This window comes from Verrucomicrobiota bacterium, assembly GCA_016871675.1.
Taxonomy (GTDB): Bacteria; Verrucomicrobiota; Verrucomicrobiia; order Limisphaerales; family VHCN01; genus VHCN01.
Window position 1 is genome coordinate 14,421 of the sequence record VHCN01000023.1, and the last position, 20,655, is coordinate 35,075.

Here is a 20,655-nt window from a genome sequence, read left to right on the forward strand (position 1 = left end):
CTATCCACGATCCATGCTCCCGCCTGTTCAAAGGTGCCGTCGATTCGGGTTTACGTTGATCGAACTTCTCGTTGTCATCGCGATCATCGCGATCCTTGCCGGGCTGTTATTGCCGGCGCTGGCCAAGGCCAAGGACAAGAGCAAATCCATCAAGTGCCTGAACAACCTCAAGCAGATCGGCTTGGCAATGATGGTTTATGTGGATGACAGCGATGGGTTTCTCTTCGGCCCGGTCAACCGCGGCATCCGCCATCCTGTCGCCAATCCAAGCACGAACTACATCAGCAACCGCACGAATGTCTTCTCGCGTTACCTCAGCTCGCCGGACACGAACAACACCGTGTGGACCTGCCCGGCCAATCGAGGCGCGATGGAGTCGGTGATCACCGGTTCCACGCTCAACCCGACCCGGCTCTGTTTCCTGCTCAACAACCGCGGCCTGGCCGCCACCGGCACGCTGCCGGGGTTGATGTTCGGCGACCCGAACCTGCCGGCGGGCGGCTTGCCTTTCACGCCGTCGAAACGGCTCGACGAATTGCGCGCCGCCGGGCAGACCGCGGCGAACGGGCTCAGCGTCACATCGCCCTCGGACATCTGGATGATCGGCGACATCGACGGCGTGAACTACAGCTCGGCCAACAGCGGCAGCACCACGCTTTACGTGCCACCGAACGTCCCGCCCCCGCACAACTTTGGGCGCAATTACAACTTCTTCGACGGCCACGCGGAGTATCGCAAGACCAACGCGCTGCCGGCGAATCCGTAGGCCGCCCTCCACCCCCGGACTCCGGTCGCGACGCGGCACCCGCGCGACAGGTCCCTTCCTCGAACGGGCGCTGAAAAATTTCGATGCTCCGGCGCGTTGCGTTCATTGCGGGCTTCGCGTGTAATGCCGCGGCACATGGCTGGTTCACGCAATTATCCTCTCCTGCTCGCGGCGCAGACACTCGGCGCGTTCGGTGACCAGTTTGTGCTCGCGGTCATTCTCGGGCAGTTCACTTTCATGAAGGTCCGCGGCGAGATTCCGGAGGCCGACTACCAGCTCGCAAACGCGGTGTATCCGATGCTGTTGTTCATCCCCTACGTGCTCGGCGCCCCGCTCACAGGCTATCTGAACGACCGCTTCTCAAAGACCCGCTGGCTGCTCGGCGGAAACATCATCAAGCTCGTCGGCACGCTCATCGCCATGGCCAGCCTCTCGTCCGGGCCCGGTGCGATGGCGTGGCAGGGCGTGGGCTACTTCATTGTCGGCATCGGCGCGTGCATCTACGGGCCGGCCAAATACGGCATCCTTCCCGAAATCCTCCCCCTCGAGCGGCTCGTGAAGGCCAACGGCACGGTCGAAATGCTGACGCTGCTGGCCATCCTGCTCGGCGGGCTCGGCGGCGCGAAGATGATCGACCATTACCCGCCGGTCGCGTGCTATGGCGTGCTGCTCGTGCTGTTCGGCACCGCCGCGGTGCTCAACGCCTGCATGACCGTCACCCCGAGCAACCCGGACGTGCGCTGGCAGAATTCCGTCGGCGCATTCTTCGGGCACTTCCGCGGGCTGTTCGCGCAGCAGCGGCTCGGGCGCGTGCTGCTTGGCACAGCCGTCTTCTGGATTTGCGGCGCGGTGTTCAAGATGAACTTCAACCCGTGGGGCGCCGAGACGCTCAACTACAAGGACTCGCGCACCGTGAACACGGACATCGCGCTGCTCGGACTCTGGCTCGCCGTCGGTGTCATGATCGGCAGCATGCTCGCGGGGCAGTTGCACCGCGTCGGCGAACTGCGCTGGACGCAGCGCTACGGCTGGATGCTCGCCGCGGTCATCGCGTCGCTCGGACTCATAAACCACCTCGGCCTCGACGCGCACACGCAACGCAAGCTCGCCGTCGCGGGACTCATCGGGGTCGGGTTGTTCGCGGGCCTGTTTCTCATCCCGCTCAACGCCGCGCTGCAGGCCGAGGGAGATCCCTGGAAGCTCGGCAAGACCATCGCGTGCCAGAATTTCCAGGAGAACGTGGCGATGACGCTGAGCGGCGGGCTCGTCGCTTTCGCCACCAGCCGCGGCGCGAGCGCGCCTGAGGTGTTCCTCGGCCTCGCCGCGCTGGTGTTTGTCACGGTGACGCTGCTGAAAATCCCGGAGAAGCAACCGCCATCCTGCCCGCCGAGGCGGCGGCGCAACGACGGGCCATGATCAAGCTCATCTTCCGCCTGCTGTTGCGTCTGCTGCTGCGCTTCCGCGCCTACGATACCGACGCGCTCAAGTCGCCCGGTCCTGTGCTGCTGCTGCCCAACCACGTTTCGTGGTTCGACTGGCTGCTGCTGTTCGTCTGTCTCGACGATGACTGGCGGTTCGTCACGAGCGAGCCCGCGTCCCGCGTGAGCCCGCTGCACCGCGCGATCATGGTCAACCGCCACACGTTCCCCGTGGATCCCGCGTCGCCTTACGCCGTCAAGCGCATGGCGGAGTTCCTGCAGGGCGGCGGCCGGCTCGTGCTGTTCCCCGAGGGCCGGCTCTCGCTCACCGGCGCGCTGATGAAGCTGTTCGATGGCACGGGCTTCCTCATGCACAAGACGAACGCGAAGGTCATCACCGCGTATTTGCGCGACGCGCACCGGCTGCCGTTCTCGCGGCACCCCGGCTGGACCAAGTGCTGTCCGCGCGTGACGGCGCATTACAGCGAGTTGCTCACACCGCCGAAGCTCGACCACGTGGGCACCGCGCAAGCCCGCGAAACGCTCACCACCTGGCTGCGCGACCGCATGGTCGAGCAGCAGTTCCGTGTGGAGATGGCGTTCGGAGCAGGCGACGTGCTGTCCGCGGTGGCCGAGACCGCGTCGCAAGTGCCCAACCACGTGGTGATGGAGGACGCGAGCGGCACGGAGTTGACGTATCGCAAGCTGATGGTCGGCGTGCGCGTCCTGTCGAAGGCGCTTGCGGGGCGGGTGGAGCGGGGAGCTTCAGTTTCGCGTGTCGGCATCTTGCTGCCGAATGTGAACAGCTTCCCTGTCACGGTGCTTGCGTTGTGGAGCCTCGGCAAAGTGCCAGCCATCCTGAACTTCTCCACCGGCCCGACCGTGATGCTCACGTGCTGCGAACTCGCGGGATTGAAGCAAGTCGTCACGTCGCGGCTCTTCTTCGAGCGCGCGCGGCTCAAGCCCGAGCCCTTCACGCAAGCCGGCATCGAGCTCATCTACCTTGAAGACGTCCGCGCCGACATCACGAGCGCAGGCAAACTCGCCGCGCTCGCCCGCAGCTACTTCACTCCGCACCCCGCACCGGACGCTTCTCACTCGCCCGCGGACGCCGCGGTCGTGCTCTTCACTTCCGGTTCCGAGGGTGTGCCGAAGGGCGTCGAGCTTTCGCACCGGAACATCCTCGCCAACATCCGCCAGATGCTTGCCATCACGGACCTTCACGACGGCGACCGCATCTTCAACTGCCTGCCGCTCTTCCACAGCTTCGGGCTCGTGGTCGGCACGTTCCTGCCGCTCGTGCGCGGGATGCACGTGTTTCTGTATCCGTCGCCGCTGCACTATCGCGTGGTGCCGGCCGCGGTGTATGAGTCCAACTGCACCGTCTTCATCAGCACCAACACCTTCCTCAACGGCTATGCGCGCAAGGCGCATCCCTACGACTTTCGCAGCTTGCGCTACTTGTTCGCCGCGGCGGAAAAGCTGCAGGAGGCGACGGCGACCACGTGGGCGCAAAAGTTCGGCATCCGCATTCTCGAAGGCTACGGGGCGACCGAGTGCGCGCCGTGCGTGAGCTTGAACACGCCGCTGGCGCCGCGTTGGGGAACCGTGGGACGACTGTTGCCCGGAATGGAAATGAAGCTTGAACCGGTCGAGGGCGTGAGCGACGACCCTGCGCTCGCGGCGGCCGGGCTGAGAGCGGGGCGGCTCTTCGTGAGCGGGCCCAATGTCATGCGCGGCTACATCAACTCCGACGCGAACGCGGTCTTCCAATCGCACGGCGGCTGGTATGACACCGGCGACATCGTGAGCGTGGACGCGCTCGGCTCGCTCACCATCCGCGGACGCATGAAGCGCTTTGCCAAGGTCAGCGGCGAAATGGTCAGCCTCACCGCCGTCGAGGACGCGCTGGCCGGCGCGTTCCCGCAATACGGCCTGCGCTGCGCCGTGGCCGTCATCGCCGTGCCGGACGAAGACAAGGGCGAGCGGCTCATCGCCGTGTCAAACGAATCACGGCTCCAGCTTGGTGAAATCCGCGAAGCGGTGAAGGCGAAAGGCCTGTCAAACCTCTGCGTCCCGCGAGAGATCAGGGTTGTCCGGGAAATTCCGAAACTGGGCACGGGAAAGGTGAACCATCGCGAGTTGCAGAAGCTGATGTGACGCCATGCCGCTGCTCATGCTCATCTCGTTCACGCTGCTCTGCTTCGCCGCAACCGGGCCGGCGCACGGCGCCCCCACGAATTCGGAACGCCGCGAATGTGTCGTCCTCCTGCACGGGCTGGGGCGGTTTCCGGTCTCAATGAAACCCATCGAGCGCGACCTCCGCCGCGCGGGCTATCACGTGGTAAACCTCAGCTACCCTTCGTGGCGCGTGCCGGTCGAGCGCATCGCAGACGATTACCTTCCGCGGGAACTCGCACGTCGCATTCCCGCCGGGACGGCGAAGGTCCACTTCGTCTCGCACTCGCTTGGAGGCATTCTTCTCCGGCAACACCTCGCCACGCACACCTTCACCAACCTCGGCCGCGTGGTGATGCTCGGCCCGCCGAACCGCGGCAGCACCCTCGCGGATTGGTTCAAGTGCTGCGACGTCGTGCGGTGGGTGGTGGGGCCGAATCTGCCGCGGCTCGGCACCGGCCCCGATGACCTGCCCGCGCGGCTTGGTCCGGCGAACTTTGAGCTCGGTGTCATCGCGGGGGACCGCCCGCTGTTCGGCGGATTCCTGCTCGACGAGAGGCCGAATGACAGCAAGGTGACGGTCAATGCGACCCGCATCGCCGGCATGAAGGACCACGTGGTGGTGCACTCGTCCCACACCTTCATGATGCGGAACCCGGCCGCACGCCATCAAACGGTCCACTTTCTCGTGAACGGGCACTTCGATCGCGACGAGGCGCGCGGCGTGCGCTTTTGACGTGCAACCGCCGCGGACGGTTCCTATCGTCGCCGCGCTTTATGGCGACCGTGAAACCCTTTGCCGCGCTCCGGCCCGTTCCCGCGCTCGCGGCGCGCATCTGCGAGCTGCCTTACGACGTGATGTCGTCCGACGAGGCGCGCGCCATGGCCGCCGGCAACCCTCTCAGCTTCCTGCACGTCAGCAAGCCGGAGATCGACCTGCCCGCCGGCACCGACGTGCACGCGCCCGGGGTGTATGCGAAGGGTCGCGAGAACTTCCGGCGCCTCATCGCTCAAGGCGCGCTGCGGCAGGACGCGCAGCCGTGCTTCTACGCGTATCGGCAGGTGATGGGGGCGCACTCGCAGACCGGCATCGTCGCGGTCGCGAGTTGCGACGAATACCAGCGCGGCATCGTCAAAAAGCACGAACTCACGCGGCCCGACAAAGAAGACGACCGCGTCCGCCACATGGAAGCGCTCGACGCGCAGACCGGTCCGGTCTTCCTCACCTACCGGGCGACCGCTGCGCTCAACGAGATTGTGACGACGCGCACCGCGGCGGCGCCGGAGATTGATTTCACCGCGCCCGATGGCGTTCGCCATTCCGCGTGGGTTTTTGCGGGCGCCGCCGACCTGCGCCGCATTGAGGACGAGTTCGCGCGTGTGCCGTGCCTCTACATCGCGGACGGTCATCATCGCAGCGCCGCGGCCGCGCGCGTGTCGGCAGCGCGCAAGGCTGCGGGTCACAGCGATCGTTTCCTCACGGTGATCTTTCCGCATGACCAGTTGCAAATCCTGCCCTACAACCGCGTGCTCAAGGATCTCAACGGCCGCTCGCCGGGGGAGTTGCTCGCGACGCTCGACTCCGTCTTTGTGATCAAGGACGCGGGCGCGGCGAAGCCTTCGCGCAAGCACGAGCTGGGATTCTACCTGGGCGGCTCATGGCGCACGCTGCACTTCCGGCCGCAGTTCACCGCGACGAGCGACCCGGTCGAGAAGCTCGACGTGACGCTGCTTCAAAAGGTCGTGCTCGCGCCCTTGTTCGGCGTCGAGGACCCGCGCACGAGCACGCGAATCCAGTTCGTCGGCGGCATCCGTGGCACGGCCGAGCTTGAACGGCTCGTCAACTCGGGCGACGCCGCGTGCGCGTTCTCGATGTTCCCGACGAGCATCGAGGACTTGATGGCCATTTCGGACGCCGGCGGCTTGATGCCACCGAAGAGCACGTGGTTTGAGCCGAAGCTCCGCGACGCGATGTGTTGCCACATGATCTAGTCCCGGGTTTTGGACGCGGGTGTTCAAGTTTCCCGGCGCGAGTTGTGAAGACGGGCGATGACTCGCTGCGATCAAAGTCGCCCCGCTGTGCTGCGACGGGCCGGTTCGAATTCCGTTTGATGGGCGGGCAGCCGCCGGCGCGTCCAAGTCCCGTGCCGCCAAAGGCCCCGATGAACAACCAGCGCGAGTGTTTCGTGAAACGGCGGGATGTCGTTTCCCGTCGCGGGTTCCTCCACGGCACCGCGCTTGGCTTCGGCGGGCTCGCGCTCGGCACGATGCTTGCGCGCGAGGCCCGTGGTTCGGACGCGGCGTGGCAGGCGCCGACCGGCACCGCGCACTTTGCGCCGCGGGCCAAGAGCGTGATCTGGCTGTTCATGCGCGGGGGCGTGAGCCACATGGAGAGCTTTGACCCGAAGCCGGCGCTGAACCACTACGCGGGGAAGACCTTCGAGGAGACGCCGTTCAAGGGCATCAACGACCCGGAGAAGCGCAAACGCGTGCGCGTGGTGGTGGTGAACGACGCCAACGGCCAGCAACGGAACAAGATTTACCCGCTGCAAGTCGGCTACCAAAAGGCCGGGCGCAGCGGCATCGAGGTGAGCGACTTCTTCCCGCACATCCGCGAATGCGTGGACGACATCGCGATCGTGCGCTCGATGTGGACGACGGACGACAACCACGGCGCGCAGGTGCAGTTCCATTCCGGCCGCCACATGCTCGAGCCGCCGGTGCCGACGATCGGCGCGTGGGTGAACTACGGGCTCGGCACCCTGAACGAAAACCTCCCGCAGTTCGTGAACATGGGCCCGCGGTTCTTCGACACGCGCGACGGCCACTATCTCGGTCCGGCCTACGATGCGGTGCCATTGAAGATCGACCCTCGCGAGCCACTGGCTTACGCCAAGCCCGAGGCGGACGTGAGCGCGGCGGAGCAGGAAATCCAGTTCAACCTCGTCAACAAGCTCGATCGCCTCGCGGCGCAACGGCATCCGCTCGACGCGAGCCTCGCCGCGCGCATCAAATCCTACGAACTCGCCTACCGCATGCAGATGGCGGTGCCCGAGGTGATGGATCTGGGGAAGGAATCCGCGGAGACGAAGAAACTCTACGGGACGGAGAGCGAACCGACGCGGGCGTTCGGCACGCAATTGCTCGCGGCGCGGCGGATGATCGAGCGTGGCGTGCGGTTCGTGCAAATCCAGCACGGCGACGGCGCGGCGGGCGCGTGGGACGCGCACGGCGGGTTGAAGGCGAATCACACCAACCTCGCGCGGCAGGTGGACCAGCCGTGCGCGGCGCTGTTGCGCGACCTGAAGTCGCGCGGCCTGTTCGACGAGACGATCGTGGTCTTCGCGACGGAGTTCGGCCGCACGCCGGGGTCGCAAGGCTCGGACGGGCGCGACCATCATCCCTACGGCTTCAGCGTGTGGATGGCGGGCGGCGGGATCAAGGGCGGGGTCGTGCACGGCGCGACGGATGAACTCGGGTTTCACGCCGTGGAGCCCGCGCACTATGTGACGGATGTGCACGCGACGCTGCTCAAGCAGCTCGGGCTCGACTCGCGCCGGCTGGAAATCCCAGGTCGAAAGCGCCTCGACATCGAGCACGGCGAGGTGATCCGCGACATCCTCGCGTGACGCGCCGCCGCGCGTCGCGGGGCTTCACTTCCTCGCCCGCAACACCGCCCTCGCCGGTGCGCCGTCGGCCCCGAGGATTTTCAGCGGGAGGCAGACGAGATCGTAGTGGCCGGGCTTGATCTTCGAAAGGTCGAGGCCTTCGATGATCCAGATTTCCGCGCCGAGCATGATTTGGTGGCACTCGACGCCGTCCTTCTGCCACCCGCCGACGCTCAGGTAATCCACGCCCACCGTCATCACGCCGCGCTCGACGAGGTAGCTCGCTGTGTCGGCCGGGATGTAGATGAACTGCTCATCGAAGGTTGAGGTCTTCGCGAGCCGCCACGAGCGGGTGGAGTTGCGCGTCCTGAACAGCACGCGCTCGCCGCGCTTGAGCTTGTGCGGCTTCAATTCCTCCACCGTGATCGCGGACTTGTGTTTGAGTGCGATGACCCGGCACGGGCCGATGACGGCGTCGAGCGGCATGGACTCCATCGTGCGGCCGTCGCGGATGAAATGCCGCGGGGCGTCCATGTGGGTGCCGGTGTGCGCGCAGAGCGAGAGCTTCGTCAGATTGCACGGGATGGTTTTCCCGGGCTGGTCGGGCACAGGGTCGCCGAGCTTGACGTGCAGTGAGACGCGGCACTCGGGGTCATTCGGCCAGTGCACCATGCCGTCGCGCAAGGTGACGGTGATGTCGAGCCAGGGGCTGGATGTGCTCATGCGAAAAGGGCGATGGCTCCAGCTACTTGCTGAAGGTGATGACGTGTTTGATGCCGGTGGGCTTGGCGACGAGGAGGTCCCGGAAGTTCTCGACGGGATGGCGCGCGCTGATGACGTTTGCGAGCGCCTTGGGCCAGCGCTTCTTGAACTCGCCGAGGTCGCGGATGGCGTTCTCGAATGCGGCCTTGTCCGCGTTGACCGTCCCGACGACGACTTGGTTCTTCAGCACGAGATTGCGCATGAGCACGTTGCCAGGCACTGAGATGTGGCCCTCGGGTGCGGGGATGCCGGTGAAGACAAACACGCCGTTGAGGCCGAGCACTTCCATCACGCCGAAGGCGACGTGCGACACGCCGAGCGCCTCGTAGACGAGGTCGATGTTGCCGACCATCGCGGCGAGTTCCTGCGGCGTCTTCTCCTGCGCGGAGATGTATCTCGCGCCGAAGCTCTCGACGAGCGCGGCTTTGTCATTTGGCTTTGGCGACCGCGAGTAAACCCACGTTTCAAATCCGTTCAAGACGAGCGTCATCGCGCCGAGGATGCCGATGGGCCCGGCGCCGAGCACGACCGCGCGGAGCCCATTGCCCGGCCTGCCCGGCTTGGCAGAAGCCCACGGCAGCCGGCTTTGGATGCGCCACACCTGCGCGAGTCCTTTCTCGGCGATGGTCAGCGGTTCGGCGAGCACTGCGAAGTCACGCAACGTGGGCGGGACGAGCGTGAAGTGCTTCTCGTCGTCCACGTAAAACTCCGTCATGTAACCGTGCGTCTGGTTGATGCCGCGCTCGACGAACTTGTGCGTGGCGCAGAAGTCCTGAAGGTCGGCGCGGCAGGGGCGGCAGTGCGCGTCGTCACAGGGCCGGCGCACGGAAGGCACCACCAGGTCGCCCACCTGGATGCGCTTGACGCGGGAGCCGACCTCGATGACCTGGCCGAGCGATTCGTGGCCGAGCACGAGATACTCCGAACCGGCGGGCGGCGCGCCGTAGACGAACGTGCAAATCTCGCGGTCCGTGCCGCAGATGCCGACGTCGAGCGTGCGGACCTTCAACTGGCTCGGGCCCGTCAGGGCGGGTTCGTCGTGGTCGAGCAGCGCGACTTGGCGGCGGGTGGGCATCACGCCCACCGCTTTCATTTGCTTCTTCTGGCTCATCTGGGGCGGAGTGGACGCGGCGCGAACGGACAAAATCGCTCCGCCGATGGTCCGGCGGCGCGGCGATGATACACCTGGTCCAAAGGGTGAAAACAAGAAACTCGGCGCGGCGCAACGGCGCGCTCTTGACTCGCGCCATTCCTGCGCCGGAGCCAGGTCCCCTCCCGTCAAAACTCTTCGATGCCTCCGGCACGCGGGCCCTTGCCCGCAGCATCGTGCAGCGCCACGAGCGCGATGCCAGAGGCGATGTGGCCGATGCCAACGATGCCGGCTGCTTTCGAGGCGTGAGACTCTCACGCGCTGCATCGGGGTGCAAATGGAGGCGATGTCAGTTCAGGCTGAACGTCACGTCCGCCGACCGCACTCGTGTCGAGGCGGGCGGCTTCTGAGCGTCGAAGCGCAGCACGATCGTGTGCGCGCCAGCGGTGACAGTCGTCTTGATTTCGCCGCTCGGCGAGGGCTTGACGGGCTTGCCGTCAAGCCACACATCGGGCTTGTCCCCGCCTTCGAGGACGAGCGTCACGGGGCCGGGCTTCGAGGCTGTGAAGGTTGTGCCGGCGACGAGGTGATTCACCGTCACGTGCAGCGGCGCCTTCGCGAGTTCCTCGAACTCGGGCTTCGACAGCGCGCCGTTCACGAGGGTTGTCGTCGTGCCCCAAGCGAGCCCGCCAGCAAAGCCGCTGTGGAACTGGTCCCACTTGCCGGTGAAATCGCCTTTCGTGAACGGCTCGATGCCGTCCTGGCTCATGCGGTGCGTGACCGGCAGCACGCGCCACACGCGCGCCACGCCGCCCTTGCCCGCGTCGAAGTTGCCGGGCTTGCCGAGCTTCGAGAGGAACGCGATGAGGTCGAGCTGCTCGGCCTCCGGCATCGTGTCGAGCAGGCCGGCGGGCATGAGCGAAAACTGGGAGTTCCCGCGCCGGGCGATGTTGTTCTTCGCCACGGAGACTTCCACGTTCTGCGCGTTTCGGACGACGACCTCCTGCCCCGTCTCGCGCACGAGCAAGCCGCTGAACTCCTGGTCGTCCTTCGTCGTGATGACGGTCGAGTGGAAGCCCTCCTTGATCTTCGCGTTCGGCAACAGCACGGACTCGACGAGGTAATCCACCGGCGCGCTTGCGCCGATACTCGTCATGTCGGGACCGACCTTGCCGCCCGCGCCGCCGATGCTGTGGCAGAGCACGCAGCCGAGTTCCGCACGGCGATACACGCGCTCGCCGCGCGCGGGGTCGCCGGATTTCACGGCGAGGTCGGCCAGTTCCTTAAGCTTCGCGGGCGTGAGCTTGTCGGGCGAAAGTGCGGTGATGTTCGCGAGCTTGGTGAGCGAGGCGACGAGCGTGGCGTCCGGCTGCGCGCCTTCGCGGGCGGCGCGGAGGCCGGAGCTGGCGACGTGCGGGGGCAGCGCGGTGCGGCTGCCGACTTTTTCGCCGAACGATTTGGCCGCGCCCTTGGTGGCGAGCACGCTGCGCCAGAGGTCGAGCGCCTCGGCTTCGGTCTTCGTCTCGGCCAGTTCGTCGAGCGCGAGGTCGGCGAACTTCGCGGGCTGGAGCGACGCGAGCGTGACGGCGGCGGCGCGGCGCACGGGCGCGGGCGAAGTCTTCGCTGCCAGCGGTTGCAGCGCGCCCAGCACGGGGCCAATCGCGCCCAACTCACGGAACGCACCAAAGAGCGCGGTGCGGACCTCGGCGGGCGTGTTCTCTGTGCCGGCGAGCTTCACCATCTCGGCGAAAGCCGCGCCGGGATTCTTCCACGCACCCTGCAAGTTCACGAAGGCGACGCGCGTGGCGAGGTTCGCGTAGGAGAGCAGCGCGAGGCCGCGCGAGGCGTCGCCCGCGGGCTTCACATTGCGGAGGCGAGCGGCGGAGGTGAGCGCGGCGAGCGCACGGTTGAGCGCGGCGTCGGTGAAGTCGCGCTTCACGACCTGCTCCCAGAGGCGGTTGATTTCCGCCGGACCGCCGGCGGCACCGATGAGTTCAATCCACGGGCCGGAGCCATCCTTGGTGAGCGGCTTGGCGGCGAGAATCTTCGCGACGCTGGATGACGCCAGCGCGGGGTCGAGCGCCTTCATCGCATACTCAAGCTGCGCTTGTTTCGCCGGTGAGTTGGGCCCCCACGCGCCGGACTCCAGCGCGGCGAGGAACGGCTGCGCCAGCTCGTTGATGGAAAGCCACACCGCGTAGTCGAGGAACGGGTCCGTGCCGATGGTGTCCACGGCGGAGAGCACGAGCTCAGCGGACTTGGCGGACGGGAACTTCGCCAGCGCGCGGACGGCCTCGACGCGCACGCGCGAGTGCGGGTCAGCGACAAGCTTGGTGAGTCGCGCGACGGTGTCGCTCTCGGCGAAGCTCGCGCTGGCGTCCGCGAGATACGTGCTCGCGGTCCCGTTCGCGTCGGCGACCAGCACTGGTTTGGTGGGCGCAGCCGTGGCGAAGCTCAACGCCCGCACCGCGGCGGCGCGGATGCGGCCGTCCTGCGCGGCGAGCAGCTTGGTGACCAGCTCCGGCGCGGGGATGTTCAGGGACTGGTGAATCCACAGTGCAGCGAGCTGCTCCTTCTCGGTCTTGAGCTTCGCGGTCCAGGTCTTCAGCTCGGGCGCGACGGCGTCGGCGCCTTTCTCCACGAGGAGGCGCGTGGCTTGGGAGGCGTTGAAGTGGTTGGGCGAAATCAGTTCGTTGAGCAATGCGCTCGTGCCGGCTTTCACCAGCTCCGGTTTTTTCAGGACCGGCTTGCCCTTCATCGCCACGCGCCAGATGCGGCCGTGCTCGTGGTCGCGGCGCGGGTCGCGGAAGTCCACCTCGCCGTGCTGGATGATCGGGTTGCTCCAGTCGGCGATGTAGAGCGCACCGTCGGGGCCGAGCTTCACGTCAATCGGCCGGAAGGTGTTGTTCGAGGTGCGGCAGATGTCGGTCTCCTGCTTGGTGATGTAGGCCGCGCCCTGCTCGGTGATGCTGAAACTCGTCACGCGGTTCGCGCGGAAGTCGCACGTCACCAGGCGGCCCTGCCAGTCGGCGGGGAAGTGCTGGCTGCGGATGATTTCGAGGCTGGCGAACTTCGGGTAGCCGCCCGGGCTGACGCTCGGGAGGATGCGGCGCGCGCGGGCGTAAGTCACATACATGCCGCCGGGGAGACCCCAGTTGATGCCGCCGCCGCCCGCGCCGTCGGTCATGAAGCTCTGGCCGAACTCGTCGAACTGGTGGCCCCAACTGTTCACCCAGCCCTTGAAGACGACTTCCAATTTCAGCGACGACGGCTCGAAGCGGAACACGCCGCCCGAACGCAGGCGCACGACGCCGTGGGGCGTCTCGACCTCGCTGCGCGTGTAGATGGACTGGCTCATCCACAGCCGGCCGTCCGGCCCCCAGCGCAGCGTGTGAAGGTTGTGGTGCGTGTCCTCGGTGCCGAAGCTGGAGAGAACGACCCGGCGCACGTCGGCCTTGCCGTCGCCGTTGGTGTCCTTCAAGTGCAGCAGCTCGGTGCTCTGCGCGACATACACGCCGCCATCGCCGGGCGCGAGGCCGGTGGGGATGAGCAAGCCGTCGGCGAAGACTGTGGCCTTGTCGGCCTTGCCCGCGCCCTTGGTGTCTTCGAGGACGACGATTTTGTCGTGCGCGGCCTGGCCGGGTTCGATTTGCGGATAGACCTCGCTGCTGGCGACCCAGAGGCGGCCCTGCGGATCGAAGTTGATTTGGATGGGCTTGGCGAGGTGCGGGTTCTCGGCCCAGAGCGTGACTTCGAGACCTTCCGCCACGGTGAACTCGGGCGTGGGCTGCGGCGTGTGCTTGGCGGCGGCGGCCTTGCCGAGCAGCGCGGCGGGCTGGAGTTCGGGGCCGGGCTTGAAGCTCGCGTCGTTCAAGTGCTTGCACAGCTCGCGAATCTTCTTCTCCTCGGCGGCGATGAGCGGGTCGAACTGCGGCATCTCGACGGCGTTTTTGCCCTGCTCGCGTTTCCGGAAGCCGAAGATGTAAGCCATGTTCGCCGGGCGGGAGCGGTGGAAGAAGAACTCGTTTTTGCGGAGGATTAACTGCCGCAAATGCTGCATGTGCGCAGAAAATCCAGGATTCAGTGTGTGACGCGTTCCGAAGAGAGCCAGTTCCAAAGACCGAGCTGTCTGGTGATAGCCGAGTTCCCCCAGATGAATTCCGTTCTCTGTCTGAAAGATTTCACTTCGGCTGACATTTCCAGTCGACTCTCGCGTTGCCTCATATAAAGAGAAGTGCATCGGCCCCCGGTCAAAAAGCGACACGAAGAATGCACTGCGTTCCTTCGCAATCAAACGGCAGGCATCAACATAAAGTTTCAGTTGTTCATTGTGCTTCGTCGGGTCTAGCGACATCCACGGCACTTGCTCGTGCTTGATGGGTGACAGCAACACAAACCGGCACCCCGGCGAAATCTTCTCAATCGCATCGAGCAGCCGGTTGTAGTCCGCCTTGAACTTCTCCAACCCCGCTTCGCCCGCGAACGACGCGGCCATGCCGTAGCCGATGAACGCGACTGTCGGTTTGGTCTCCTCGATTTGTTTTTGAATGAGCTTCCACGCTTCGCCCGGCGGCTCGTTGCCGGCCTGCCCGAGCGAGAGTCCTAGGCGCGACTCGCCGTCCGGGAGGTCCGCGCTCCAGCCGAGGTTGCGGAAGGTCACGCGCCGGTCGGGGAAGCGCGTGGTGAGCATCAGCTCGATCCAGCCGTGATGCTGCTCGCGCTCCATCAGCGTGTCGCCGAGGAACACGACGCGGTCGCCGTCCTTCAGCTCGAAGGGCGCGGCGGCGGTAGCGGGGATCGCGAGTGCGACCACGGCGGAAAGGAGGAGAAGAAGTCGCTTCATAGGTGCGCAGGAGATTACAGGTCGCGCCGGTGAATTCACTCAGAAAAGCGGCAGGTGAATCGCGCGGGTGCTTTGGAGTGCGCCGGCAAGTCCGTCGCGTCGCCGCTTTCGCCGATGCGTCCCCAAGCGCGGTCGCCGCTGCGCTCTGCCGGCGCACACCATGGAAGTCACCGCGCCGTGCTTCAGCGCCCCGGTGCGCTTCAACGGTTGCTGAACAGTTCCCACTCGCCGGATGCGAGAACCAGCCTCGGTGTCGAATCCGGAAGCAGCCGGCGGACTTTCTCGACATCCCCCTTGAATCCCACGACGAGCACGCGGCGGTCGCCGCCGAGGAACGTCGAGAGCGAGGGCTCATCCGGGATGAGCAGGGGCTTCATGCGGTCGGCGTTGCCGGGAAACGCAAAGGGCACGCGGTGCATGGGGAAGCCGTGGATGAACGGACGGTTCGTGGCGTTGATGGCGGGGAAAGCGTGGAAGGGCAGGCCCTGCGGAATGCGCGTCATGCAGAGGATGGCATCGCCCGGCCTGACTTCGGCGCGGAGCGCGGCGCCCAGCGGCGCGAGGGTCTGGTTGCTGCGAAGGCGGGTTTCGATTTCTGGAGTCCAAAACAGCACGGTGAGGAGCGCGACTGCGCTCATGGCCGCGGGTTGCAGTGGGAAACCCCGCACGTTCCAATGGCGAGAAGCAAAGAACGCGACCGCAACCACCATGAAGCAGCCCAAACCCATCCCGGTCCGCATCCACGGTTGATCATCCAACTTGAACGCGAACTTGAACACGAGCGGCAGGGTGATCAACGGCAGCCATGCACAACACGCCGTCGCGGTGCGCAGCCTCGAGGCGAGTGCTTCCTGTCCCCATTCCTCGAACCCCTCCCTCCACCTCATCGCCACCAGCACCGCGAGCGCGGGGAACATCGGCACGATGTAAGCCGGCAGCTTCGCGCGCGTGAGGGAGAACAGCACGAACGTGAATGCGGCCCAGGCGGTCAGAAGCACCCACGCGTCCCTGTGCGCCTTGCCGAGCAGGCGCCAGTGCGCGCGGCGCCACAGCCAGCCGAGCAGCGGCGTCCACGGCAGGAAGCCCGCCGCCAGCACGCCGATGAAGAAGTAGAACGGCTTGCCGCGGTTGTCGATGCCGCCAAGCGAATGGCCGATGGCCTGCCCTTTCACCATGAAATCGAACGAGCCGGGCACGGCCTTGAACACGGCGAAATACCACGGCAGCGCGAGCAGGGAAAAGATGAGCGTGCCGCCCACCGCGCCGATGACGAGGATGTTCAAGCGGACCTTGTCCGCCCGCCGGAACACCAGCAGCGCAACAACCGCGGCGAATGGGATCGCCACGGCGACGGGACCTTTCGTGAGAAAGCCCCCCGCGAGCGCGGCCCACGCGGCGACTTGCCAGAGGAATGACTTGCGACCCGCGCGGCCGCGGGCGTCCTCATCCTCGTCGCTCAGCGCGTCGAGTTCGCGCCAGCTTCGCCAGAAGAAATAGAGCGACCACGTGATGAACTGCGTGAGGAAAATGTCGGTGGTGAGCATCCGCGCCATCGCCCAAAAGAGCATGGAACTTGCGAGCACGAGCGCGGCCGTCCGGCCCGCGCCCGCGCCGGCGATGCTGCGCGCGAGAAGAAACGCCGCCCACACGCCGCTCAAGCCGGCGAGCGCGAGCGGCAGCCGCACGGCCCAGGCGTTCAAGCCGAACAGCTTCAGCGACGCCGCGACAAGCCAGTAGGTCACCGGCGGTTTGTCGAGGTGCGGCACATACCAGAGATGCGGCACGAGCCAGTCGCCGCGCTCGATCATCTCACGCGCGATTTCGGCGTAGCGTCCCTCGTCGGGCTCGTTCAACCCGCGCGTGCCGAGCAGGAGGAAGAAGGCGGCAAGGGAGAAGAGGACGACAGGCCAGCGCGAAGAAGTTGGCGGCTCGGAGGCGGTCACCGGACGTGTTCAGTAATCAGTGTTCAGTGTTCAGCCCGCGAGGCCTCGTGCCGCGCGATGAACGCCCGAAACTGAACACTGAATACCGGACACTGAACACTGAATACTTCAGAGCTTCGCGTCGCGCACTCCATCCGGCCCGTCGAATTCATTGACCGCGCCGCCTCGAACCCGTAGAACACGCGCGTCCTCCAACACTCCGACGCATGTCCTTCACGCTCTTCCTGCGCCTTTGGTTCATGGTGTTCCTGCACTACTTCGTGTGGGGCTCGTGGTATGTCACGCTGAGCACCTACCTGAACAACGAACTCAAGTTCCCCGGCGGGCAGATCGGGCTGGCCTACGGGACGACCGCGATCGGCGCGATGGTGTCGCCGTTTTTCGCGGGGATCATCGCCGACCGGTTCTTCGCCACGCAACGGTTGCTCGGCTGCCTGCACCTCGCGGGGGCGGCACTGCTCTATTACGTCTCCACCACGCGGTCATTTGGCGCGTTCTATCCGGCGCTCATCGCCTACACGATCACTTACATGGCGGGGCACGGGCTCACGAACGCGCTGACGCTGCATCATTCGAAGAACCCCTCGAAGGAATTCCCGCTGGTCATGTTCATGGGGAGCGTGGGCTGGATCGCGGCGGGGTTTGCGTTGAGCGCGTTCAAGCTGGAGGACAACGCGGGCATGTTCCGACTGGCGTCGGGAGCGGCGCTGGTGATGGGCCTCTACTCGTTCACGCTGCCGCACACGCCGCCGAAGGGCGCCAGCGCGCCGGTGAGTGTGCGGACGATGCTCGGCCTGGACGCGCTCAAGCTCATGCGCGACCGCTCCTTCTGCACGTTCATCCTGTGCTCGTTCCTGATCTGCATCCCGCTGAGTTTCTACTTCAACTGGATGCACGCATTCATGGGCGAGCTCAAGATCACCAACGCCGCGATGAAGCTCACGGGCGCGCAAGTGTCGGACGTGGTGTTCCTGCTGCTGCTGCCATTTCTGCTGCGGCACCTCGGCGTCAAAGGCATCCTCATCCTCGGCATGGTCGCGTGGACGGTGCGATTCGGCCTGTTGACGCAATTCGACGCCGCGCGCGACGCGACGTGGATGCTCTACATCGCGATCGCCGTGCACGGGATGTGCTACGACTACATCTTCGTGATGGGCCGCATGTATGTGGACCAGCGGGCGACGGAGGATATCCGCGCGGCGACGCAGGGGTTCCACGCGTTCGTCACGCTTGGCGCGGGGATGTTCGTCGGCTCATGGCTCGCCGGCGTCACGGCGGGTGCGTTGACGTATCCCGCTGTTCCCGACGGGCACGCGCACTTGTGGCAGCACATCTGGTTTGTGCCCGCGGCAATGTCGGGCGCGCTGATCGTCGTCTTCGCGGTGCTGTTCAAGGACTCGCCACCGGCTTCGAACGAGACGAAGCCCGCGTCGCCATAGCGGACTTGAGTTCGCGATTTTGCCTTCGCGTCAGCATCTCCACCGCGATACAACGCCCGGCCGATGGCCGACCGCCTTCCCATCTACGACATCGAGTCCGACATTCTCTCGGCGCTCAAGGCGACCAAGCGCCTCGTGTTGCAGGCTCCCACCGGCTCGGGAAAGTCCACGCAAGTCCCGCAGATGCTCCTCAAGCACGGCCTGCTCGGCGACGGCCAGGTTGTGATCCTGCAACCGCGCCGGCTCGCGGCCCGCCTGCTCGCGCATCGCGTCGCATTCGAGATGGGTGTGCAAGCCGGCCGGGAAGTGGGCTATCAGGTCCGGTTCGAGAACTTCACCAGTGACGTCACGCGGATCAAGTTCGAGACGGAAGGCATTCTTCTGCGCCGGCTTCTCAACGACCCGAAGCTGCAGGGCGTGCAGGCGCTGATCTTCGACGAGTTTCACGAGCGGCACCTCTACGGGGACATCACGCTCGCCCGCGCTCTCGAACTTCAGGAAACGCTGCGCCCCGACCTGCTCATCCTCGTGATGTCGGCGACGCTCGACGCCGGGGCGCTCGAGGACTTTATGTGGCCGTGCACGATGCTTGCATCGCAGGGCCGCGTTTTCCCCGTGCACGTCGAGTATCTGCCGCACAGGCTCGGTGAGAACGCCCCGCCGCCGTGGGAACTTGCCGCGGACGCTTTCATCGCGCACGTGCGCTCCGGCGGGAGCGGCGACGTGCTTGTGTTCATGCCCGGCGGCTACGAAATCAGCCAGACCCTCGAAGCTCTCCGCAACTCGGCCGAATCACGCGGTTACATCCTGCTCCCGCTTCACGGCGAACTGCCTCCACGCGACCAGGACGCTGCCGTCGCGCGCTACGACCAGCCGAAAGTCGTCGTGGCCACCAACGTCGCCGAGACGTCCGTGACGATTGACGGCGTGAAACTTGTCATCGACAGCGGGCTCGCCCGCCTCGCGCGCTATGACGCCAACCGCGGCATCAACACGCTGCTCATCGAGAAGATTTCCCAATCAAGCTCCGACCAGCGCGCCGGCCGCGCGGGACGCACCTCGCCGGGCAAATGCGTCCGCCTGTGGTCGCGTCCGGAGCACGACGAACGCGCCCCGCACGAGCTCCCCGAGATCAAGCGGCTCGATCTCGCGGAGATCGTCCTCACGCTCAAAGCGGCGGGCGTCGGGGACCTGCGGAAGTTTCGCTGGCTCGAGAAGCCCGATGAAATCGCACTCGCCCACGCGGAGGAACTGCTCACCGACCTCGGTGCGCTCGGCCATGACGGACACATCTCCGAACTCGGCCGCCGCATGCTCGCGTTCCCGGTTCACCCGCGCTACTCGCGCATGTTGCTCGCCGCGCAGGACCATGGATGTGTCCACCAAGCCTGTCTGGTCGCGGCACTCACCCAGGGGCGCGACCTGCTCCAGCGCAACGTGGGCAAGGACGTGCGCGACTATCGGGAAGACCTGCTCGGCGAGAAGGCGTCCTCGGATTTCTGGATCCTGATGCGCGCGTGGACCTACGCGGTGAAGCACAACTTCCGGCCCGAACCGTGCCGCCGGCTCGGCATCCACATGGTGACGGCCCGGCAGGTCGGCCCGCTGCTCGATCAGTTTCTGCGCATCGCGAAGGACGAGGGACTCGATACCGCCCCGCGCGACGTGCCGGACGACGCGCTGCAGAAGTGCATTCTCATCGGCTTCAGCGATCGTGTGGCGCGCCGTGTGGACCAGGGCACCCTGCGCTGCGAGCTGGTTCACGGACGGCGGGGCGTGCTCGCCCGTGAGAGTTGCGTGACCCACACGGCGCTTTTCGTGGCCGCCGAAGTCCGCGAAATCGAGGGACGGGATGACGAGGTGCGGACGCTGCTCTCGCTCGCGACGGCGGTCGAGGAGCCATGGCTTCGCGAGGTGTTCCCCGGCGACTTCGAGGCCACGCAGCACGTGGCATACGATTCGCGGGAGCGCCGTGTGCAGGCCGCCGAGATTGTCAAATTCCGAGGCCTCGCGTTGTCCGCCAGACGGCTCGGCACCCCGCCTCCGGAGGCGGCGGCCCGGCTTCTTGCCGCCGAGGTCGTCGCCGGGCGCGTGCAGCTCGAACGGTGGGATCACTCGGTCGAACAGTGGCTCCAGCGACTGCAGCTTCTTTGCACTCACTGTCCCGAACTCAACCTGCCGCCAATCAGTGACGAGAACCGGCAGGCGATCATCGAGCAGATTTGCCTTGGTGCGACCAGCGCGCGCGACCTGCGCGACAAGGAGGTGAAGCCCGCGGTTGTCTCGTGGCTCTCCGACGCGCAACGCCAGTCGCTCGACAAGCACGCGCCCGAACGCCTCACGCTTGCAAACGGCCGCACGCCGAAGGTGACCTACGCACCGGGCGTCGCGCCCTACGTCTCGATGCGAATCCAGGATCTCTACGATGTGAATCAGACGCCGCGCATCGCCCTGGGGCGCGTGGCCGTCCTTGTGCACATCCTTTCGCCCGGCAACAAGCCCGTGCAGGTCACCCAGGACCTCGCGAGTTTCTGGAGTTCCCACTACCCGCGGTTGAAGTCGGAACTTCAACGCAAGTATCCCAAGCACGAATGGCGTTGAGACAGAG

The 20,655-nt window shown here is 65.9% G+C and carries 12 protein-coding genes; 8 read left to right on the forward strand and 4 right to left on the reverse strand.

The genetic code is table 11. From position 1 onward, the window contains the following. Positions 1 to 13 precede the first annotated feature (13 nt). The 6 genes from FJ386_07110 to FJ386_07135 all read left to right on the forward strand — a co-directional run bounded on the left by FJ386_07110 (position 14) and on the right by FJ386_07135 (position 7,991). A complete protein-coding gene (locus tag FJ386_07110; GenBank protein ID MBM3876471.1) occupies positions 14 to 766 on the forward strand; it encodes a type II secretion system protein in 753 nt (250 codons plus the stop codon). A 123-nt stretch (positions 767 to 889) separates the two neighbouring features. Further along, the gene (locus tag FJ386_07115) at positions 890 to 2,182 is read left to right on the forward strand and encodes an MFS transporter (protein ID MBM3876472.1); all 1,293 of its coding nucleotides are present in this window, start codon (positions 890 to 892) and stop codon (positions 2,180 to 2,182) included. Then, a complete protein-coding gene (locus FJ386_07120; GenBank protein MBM3876473.1) occupies positions 2,182 to 4,344 on the forward strand; it encodes an AMP-binding protein in 2,163 nt (720 codons plus the stop codon). The genes FJ386_07115 and FJ386_07120 overlap by 1 nt, the downstream gene beginning before the upstream one ends. 16 nt (positions 4,345 to 4,360) lie before the next feature. Continuing rightward, positions 4,361 to 5,098, forward strand: coding sequence for an alpha/beta fold hydrolase (locus tag FJ386_07125; GenBank protein ID MBM3876474.1), 738 nt, complete (start codon positions 4,361 to 4,363; stop codon positions 5,096 to 5,098). Between the two features lie 41 nt (positions 5,099 to 5,139). After that, positions 5,140 to 6,354: a DUF1015 domain-containing protein gene (locus FJ386_07130; GenBank protein ID MBM3876475.1), complete on the forward strand. Its 1,215-nt coding sequence runs from the start codon at positions 5,140 to 5,142 to the stop codon at positions 6,352 to 6,354. A 170-nt stretch (positions 6,355 to 6,524) separates the two neighbouring features. After that, positions 6,525 to 7,991 carry a DUF1501 domain-containing protein gene (locus FJ386_07135; GenBank protein ID MBM3876476.1) on the forward strand — a complete coding sequence of 489 codons (1,467 nt, stop codon included), beginning with the start codon at positions 6,525 to 6,527 and terminating at the stop codon, positions 7,989 to 7,991. 24 nt (positions 7,992 to 8,015) lie between these two features. Here FJ386_07135 and FJ386_07140 read toward each other — a convergent pair whose 3' ends face one another. From FJ386_07140 to FJ386_07155, 4 genes are all read right to left on the reverse strand, one after another. After that, positions 8,016 to 8,693: a cyclase family protein gene (locus FJ386_07140; GenBank protein MBM3876477.1), complete on the reverse strand. Its 678-nt coding sequence runs from the start codon at positions 8,691 to 8,693 to the stop codon at positions 8,016 to 8,018. A gap of 22 nt (positions 8,694 to 8,715) precedes the next feature. Continuing rightward, on the reverse strand, positions 8,716 to 9,825 hold the full coding sequence (locus FJ386_07145) for a hypothetical protein (GenBank protein MBM3876478.1): 1,110 nt from the start codon (positions 9,823 to 9,825) through the stop codon (positions 8,716 to 8,718). A gap of 346 nt (positions 9,826 to 10,171) precedes the next feature. Further along, positions 10,172 to 14,665, reverse strand: coding sequence for a c-type cytochrome (locus tag FJ386_07150; GenBank protein MBM3876479.1), 4,494 nt, complete (start codon positions 14,663 to 14,665; stop codon positions 10,172 to 10,174). Positions 14,666 to 14,865: 200 nt separating this feature from the next. Continuing rightward, complete coding sequence (locus FJ386_07155) at positions 14,866 to 16,608, reverse strand: glycosyltransferase family 39 protein (protein MBM3876480.1); 1,743 nt, start codon at positions 16,606 to 16,608, stop codon at positions 14,866 to 14,868. Positions 16,609 to 16,814: 206 nt separating this feature from the next. Between FJ386_07155 and FJ386_07160 the strand changes: the two genes are divergently transcribed. Together FJ386_07160 and hrpB are read left to right on the forward strand one after the other, a co-directional pair. Further along, positions 16,815 to 18,047: an MFS transporter gene (locus FJ386_07160; GenBank protein ID MBM3876481.1), complete on the forward strand. Its 1,233-nt coding sequence runs from the start codon at positions 16,815 to 16,817 to the stop codon at positions 18,045 to 18,047. A 63-nt stretch (positions 18,048 to 18,110) separates the two neighbouring features. Further along, positions 18,111 to 20,648, forward strand: a complete 2,538-nt coding sequence (hrpB, locus tag FJ386_07165; protein ID MBM3876482.1) for an ATP-dependent helicase HrpB — start codon at positions 18,111 to 18,113, stop codon at positions 20,646 to 20,648. Positions 20,649 to 20,655: the final 7 nt, after the last annotated feature.

Coding starts and splice junctions, on each gene's coding strand:
- FJ386_07110 (MBM3876471.1), top strand. CDS start 14: ATGCTCCCGCCTGTTCAAAGGTGCCGTCGATTCGGGTTTACGTTGATC.
- FJ386_07115 (MBM3876472.1), top strand. CDS start 890: ATGCCGCGGCACATGGCTGGTTCACGCAATTATCCTCTCCTGCTCGCG.
- FJ386_07125 (MBM3876474.1), top strand. CDS start 4,361: ATGCTCATCTCGTTCACGCTGCTCTGCTTCGCCGCAACCGGGCCGGCG.
- FJ386_07130 (MBM3876475.1), top strand. CDS start 5,140: ATGGCGACCGTGAAACCCTTTGCCGCGCTCCGGCCCGTTCCCGCGCTC.
- FJ386_07135 (MBM3876476.1), top strand. CDS start 6,525: ATGAACAACCAGCGCGAGTGTTTCGTGAAACGGCGGGATGTCGTTTCC.
- FJ386_07140 (MBM3876477.1), bottom strand. CDS start 8,693: ATGAGCACATCCAGCCCCTGGCTCGACATCACCGTCACCTTGCGCGAC.
- FJ386_07145 (MBM3876478.1), bottom strand. CDS start 9,825: ATGAAAGCGGTGGGCGTGATGCCCACCCGCCGCCAAGTCGCGCTGCTC.
- FJ386_07150 (MBM3876479.1), bottom strand. CDS start 14,665: ATGAAGCGACTTCTTCTCCTCCTTTCCGCCGTGGTCGCACTCGCGATC.
- FJ386_07160 (MBM3876481.1), top strand. CDS start 16,815: ATGTCCTTCACGCTCTTCCTGCGCCTTTGGTTCATGGTGTTCCTGCAC.
- hrpB (MBM3876482.1), top strand. CDS start 18,111: ATGGCCGACCGCCTTCCCATCTACGACATCGAGTCCGACATTCTCTCG.